This window comes from Methylobacterium sp. WL64 (assembly GCF_008039945.1).
Taxonomy (GTDB): Bacteria; Pseudomonadota; Alphaproteobacteria; order Rhizobiales; family Beijerinckiaceae; genus Methylobacterium.
This window is the reverse complement of sequence record NZ_VRVA01000206.1, coordinates 1-5,385: the sequence shown is the minus strand read 5'-3', so window position 1 is coordinate 5,385 and position 5,385 is coordinate 1. Positions and strand designations below refer to the sequence as shown.

4 protein-coding genes are annotated in these 5,385 nt (G+C 64.7%); 1 reads left to right on the top strand and 3 read right to left on the bottom strand.

The window, feature by feature from the left end; all coding sequences use genetic code 11:
• Positions 1–19: 19 nt before the first annotated feature.
• From FV242_RS32485 to FV242_RS32475, 3 genes are read right to left on the bottom strand one after another with little or no spacing between them, the layout of a single operon-like run.
• Positions 20–1,624, bottom strand: coding sequence for an efflux transporter outer membrane subunit (locus FV242_RS32485; protein WP_147941813.1), 1,605 nt, complete (start codon positions 1,622–1,624; stop codon positions 20–22).
• Position 1,625: 1 nt separating this feature from the next.
• Entirely contained in the window at positions 1,626–3,191 is a 1,566-nt protein-coding gene (locus FV242_RS32480) for a DHA2 family efflux MFS transporter permease subunit (protein ID WP_147941812.1), read from the bottom strand.
• Entirely contained in the window at positions 3,188–4,207 is a 1,020-nt protein-coding gene (locus tag FV242_RS32475; protein ID WP_246692994.1) for an HlyD family secretion protein, read from the bottom strand. Before FV242_RS32475 ends, FV242_RS32480 begins: the two co-directional genes overlap by 4 nt.
• 490 nt (positions 4,208–4,697) lie before the next feature.
• Here FV242_RS32475 and FV242_RS32470 point away from each other — a divergent pair, with 490 nt between their 5' ends.
• The gene (locus FV242_RS32470) at positions 4,698–5,351 is read left to right on the top strand and encodes a TetR/AcrR family transcriptional regulator (protein ID WP_187278665.1); all 654 of its coding nucleotides are present in this window, start codon (positions 4,698–4,700) and stop codon (positions 5,349–5,351) included.
• The last annotated feature ends 34 nt before the right edge of the window (positions 5,352–5,385 follow it).

Here is a 5,385-nt window from a genome sequence, read left to right as displayed (position 1 = left end):
GATTATTTCGCATTTATGATCATTGATTGATAGACGTGTCGTGCACGATATCTGAGAGCGGGATGCTGACCTTTGCGAGGGAGAGGGGTGGGGTCCGGCCACTTGGGAAGGTGGTCTCCCAGCCACCGCCCAACGCTTTGGACAGAGCCACAAAGTCAGTGGAGATCGAAGCCGTCGCCTGGGATAGGTTGGTCTCCGCCTGGAGTACGGTTTGCGACGCCTGAAGTACCGTGGTGAAGATCTCGACGCCCTGCGTATAGCGCGCACGTGACAGGGAGAGTGCCTGGCGGGCATCGGCCACCTGCCGAGCAAGGCGCGCCCGACGCGCCTCGTCGCCGCGTAAGGCGGCGAGGGCGTTGACGACGTCGTGCCAGCCCTGGAGCACCGCCTTTTGGTAGGCGATAGCCGCATCCTGCTGGCGCGCGCGCTGGAGCACGAGGTTCGACTTGAGCCGGCCGCCCTCAAACAGCGGGATCGAGATCGCCGGCCCGATGTTCATGTATTGCAGCGACGAGCCGCGGAAGAGCTTGCCTGGGTCGACCGCGTTCACGGTCGGGCTGCCGGTGAGCGTCACGCTCGGGAAGAATTGCGCCTCGGCGACCCCGATCTCGGCCACCGCCGAATGCAGGTTGGCCTCCGCCCGGCGGATGTCGGGGCGACGCAGGACCAGGCTCGACGGGATGCCGACGGGCACCCGCGGCGGCACTGGCGGGATACCCTTGCCGGCGACGAGCTCCTGCGACAGGGCGAGCGGCGGCTCGCCGAGCAGCAGCGAGATTGCGTTGATCTGCTGGATCTCCTGCAGCTGCAGCTGCGGCAGCTGCGCCTTGATCGCCTCGACCTGCTGTGCGGCGCTTGCTGTATCGAGGCCAGTGACGAGGCCCTTCTGCTGGCGGATCCGCACCACCTCGAGGATCTGTTCGTTGACCCGAATGTTGGCGAGGTCGATCCGGATCAGCTCCTGGGTCCCGCGCAGCTGCACGTAGTCGCGCGCCAGCTCGGCTTGGCTAGAGACTAGCGCATCGCGGCGCTGCTCCGCCGAAGCGTCTGCCTGGGCCTGGGCGGACTCGATCGAGCGCCGAACCTTGCCCCAGAGGTCGAGCTCCCAGGAGGCGTCGAAGCCGAGGGTGTAGCTTTCGAAGCCGTTGGTAAGCGGCGCCGTCGGATCGGCGCCCCCACCCCCGCCCGTCAGGCCGCCCAGCGAGTTGGACAGCAGGCCGATCGTGCCGTTCTTGCTGAACTGCTGCCGATAGGCGTTGCCCTGGCCGTTCAGCGTCGGCAGGCCCGCGGCGGCGGCGGTGTTGAGCTGGGACCGACTTTGAAACAGGCGCGCGGTCGCGGTCTGCACGTCGAGGTTCTGCGCGGCCACGCGCTCCTCGAGCCCGGACAGGATCGGGTCGCGGAAAGCCTGCCACCACGCCACATCCGGCTCCGCCATGCTGGTGCGGGCGAGCAGCCGCCCCGCCTTGCGGACCGGAAGCCCGGTGTCGAGGTAGTCGCTCGAGTCCGCCAGCGACGTGGTGGGCGCGACGAAGTCGGGGCCGACTGTGCAGCCGGCAAGACCAAGCAGGGAAACCGCGAACACCGAGCCGGTGCGTCGTCCGAGGGATCGGCGGAGCGTCATCTCAATGTCCTCCGCCGCCGCCTTGCGCGGTTTTGGCCGATATCAGCAGGCACAACGGCACGACGAGGAACGCCAGGAGCGCCGTGTACTGGTACACGTTACTATAGGCGAGCACTTGGGCCTGCTTGATGTAAGTCTGATAGGTGTGCGCCACGGCCTGCTGGTGCACTAGGGCGGCCGCCCGCCCCAGCGAGCGCAGCGTGTGCTCGCTCTCCTGGATCAGCAGGTTGTAGCCCTGGCGCAGCGGCGTCATGAACGCCGAGAGCTGGGCCTGGTCGGCTTGCGTCCGCTCCGTGACCGCGGCGGTGGAGAGCGAGATCCCGATCGAGCCGAACACGTTGCGGAACATCGAGAAAAGCGCCGACGCATCGCTGCGGTAGCGGTCGGGCAGGGTCAGGTAGGCGACGGTAGAGATCGGCACGAACAGGAAGGCGAGCGCCGCCGTCTGCAACGTGCGCATCAGAACCAACGTCCGGAAGTCGATGTCCGGGGCGATCCAGCTCGAGTAGAACATCGCGCAGCCCATGAAGGCGAACCCGAACATGATGACGTAGCGGGTCTGGACGACCTTCATCGCGATGCCGACGATGGGGATCAGCACGATGACGGCGACGCCCCCCGGGGACAAAATGAAGCCGGAATCGAGGGCGGTGTAGCCCAGCACCTGCTGAGCGAATTGCGGGATCAGCACCGAGCCGGCGTAGAGCAGCGCCCCGACGGCGCCGATGAGCAGGCAGCCGACGGCGAAGTTCCGGTCCTTGAACACGGTGAGGTCGACGACCGGCTCGTCGGCGATCAAGAGCCAGCAGATCGCGCCGAAGATCCCCAGAAAGGCGATGACGGCCATGATGCGGATGAAGGGCGAGCTGAACCAGGCGTTGACCTCGCCGCGGTCAATCATGATCTGCATGCAGCCGATGCCGACGACGATCAGCGCCAGGCCGACGTAGTCGAGGCCGCGGGCGCGCTTCTTCTTCTCGCCGGGCGGGTCCTGAACAAGAAAGGCGTTCACGAACAGGGTGAAGATCCCGACCGGCACGTTGATGAAGAAGATCCAGCGCCAGGTCGAATGCTCGACGAGGTAGCCGCCCAGCGTCGGCCCGAGGACAGGGGCGACCACGGTCGCCACCGCCGTGACCCCAAAGGCGGCCCCACGCCTGGCCGGCGGGAAGGTGTCCAGGATGATCGCCTGCTGGCTCGGCTGCAGGCCGCCGCCGAAGAAGCCCTGCATCAGGCGGAACACGATGATCTGCCCGAGGCTCTGCGACAGTCCGCACAGGAACGAGGCCAGCGTGAACATGCCGATGCAGATCAGGAAGTAGCGCTTGCGGCCGATCGTGTCGGAGAGCCAGCCCGCGATGGTCAGCACGATGCCGTTGGCGACGAGGTAGGCCGTCAGGGTGTAGGTCGCCTCGTCGTTCGAGGCGGCGAGCGAACCCGCAATGTAGGGCAGCGCCACGTTGACGATGGTGGTGTCGAGCACCTCCATGAACGCCGCCAGCGTCACCGCGATGGCGATGAGCCAGGGGTTGTGAGCGGGCTTCCAGCTGTCCGAGGCGCCGCTCACTTCAGCATCACCGTCGGCACGACGCTGACGCCGAGCGGCAAGGGTTCCTCCTTCCGCAGCCCGGAATCGATGACGATCTTCACCGGCACCCGCTGGACGATCTTGATGAAGTTGCCGGTGGCGTTCTCGGCCGGGAAGGCGGAGAACTTCGAGCCCGACCCGCGCTGGATCGACTCGACGTGCCCCTGGAGATCGAGGTCGGGATAGGCGTCGATGGCGATCTTCACTTGCTGTCCGGGGCGCATGCCGTTGAGCTCGGTTTCCTTGTAGTTGGCCGTCACCCAGACGTTGGTGGTGACCAGCGACATCACCTGCTGCCCGGCGGTGAGGTAGTCGCCGGCGTTGACGTTGCGCTTCGTCACCCAGCCATCCTGCGGCGCGCGGACCACGGTCCACTCGATGTTCAGGTTGGCCTGATCGACCTGCGCCTTGGCCTGCTCGGCTTGGCCCTTGAGTTGGTCGACCTGCTGCTCGGACTGGCCGACGTTCTGCTGCACCGGCATCGCCTGGACGAGACGCGCCTGGGCCTGCTCGACCTGCGCCTTCGCCTGCTGGTAATTGGAGGCCGTGGTGTCCACATCCTGCTGCGTCGTCGCCAGCTTGGGCAAGCTCTTCTGTCGGTCGTAGTTGGCCTGCTGCAGGGCGAGGCTGGCCTTGGCCGAATCGAGGTTCGCCTGAGCGAGCTGGAGCGCTGCCGGAAAGTTCTTCTTGGCGATCTCGACGCCCAGCCGCTGGTTAGCGATCTGCGCGTTGTTTGCGTCCAGTTGACCCTGGGCCTGGTCGCGGCTGAAGGCGAACTGCCTCGGGTCGATGCGAAAGAGCGGGTCGCCCTTGTGCACGAACTGGTTGTCAACGACCTCGAGGGCGATCACCTGTCCAGCGACCTGCGGCGCCACGTTGACGATGTTGCCGTCGGTGAAGGCGTCGTCGGTGCTGATCTTTCCGCGGGTCGAGAGCCAGTAGTACAGGCCGCCTCCAGCCAGCAGCAGCAGGACTACGACGGCGATGCCGATCACCAGGGGCCGGCGTTTCTTCCGCGCGCGCTGCTCGTCCTGGCCGTCGTCCTTCTCCGCGTCGGAGCTTTCCCGATCATCCCTGACCTGCGCCCCGTCGCGACCGCGTGCTGCGTCTGATCGGCGGTCCCGGGGGCCAGGCTGGTCGCGACTGCGACGGTTGCCGCGGCCATCGGGGTCTTCATCATCCCTGCTTTGGCGCGGCCGATCCTCGTCCAGAGGCGCATCGCTTCGGGACGAACGGCGCCTATCGTCAGAGTTCCGCTCGTAGGGAGCTTGATACCGAGGGTCGTCACAATAATCCGACCCGACGTCGAGTACGTCACGCCGCGAACGTCTTTGCGATCCGGGTGCATCGTCGACAAAGTCTGCGGGCATGGCCGTACCCTTTCCCGCAGCGTGGCATTCGGCGAGGCGGCATGGACGACATCGTCCTGGGCTCGTAGAAATATCCGAACCGAACGTTCCGTTTCTAAACTGGAAACAAGTGGCGATGTCAACCGAAACGAGTGGTTCGGCTAAGGGCTCCCGGGTTCGTGTACCGCGCGGATTGCGGCGGCGCGAAGAGATCGCAGCCGTCGCCGAGCGCGTTTTCCTCAAGAACGGGTTCTCCGACACCACGATGAAGATGGTGGCGGTGGAGGCCGGTGCCTCGACAGAGACGCTTTATCGCCACTTCGGTGCGAAGGACGATCTGTTCATCCAGGTCGTGAATAATCGCACGCAGGAACTCCGGCACCGGATCGACACCGACCTGGAAAGTACGAAACGGCTTCCGGATGTCCTCAGGGCCGTCGGCATGAACCTCTACACGGCGATGATCATGCCAGAGATGTCCGCTCTAGCCCGTATCATCGTCGCCGAAGTCCAGCGAAATCCCGCCCTCGGTGAGTCGTTCTACGCTATGGCACCTGGCCGCACACTGCACAAACTGACTGCCTATCTGAACGAAGCCAAAGAACGTAATGAATTCAGAGGAGAAGATCCGGAAGTTGCTGCGAATATGTTTATCGGTCTGATTATCGGAAAGGTCGTGCCGCTGCGCCTATTTATCCCTCATCAGGACGAATTCAGTCGCGCTCACATGGAAACTCATGTGAGTGAGGCCGTTCGCATTTTCCTGAATGTATATTACGCAGCAGCTTGATAGTGGTAGGGTGTTTATTTGACCGCAACAAGGA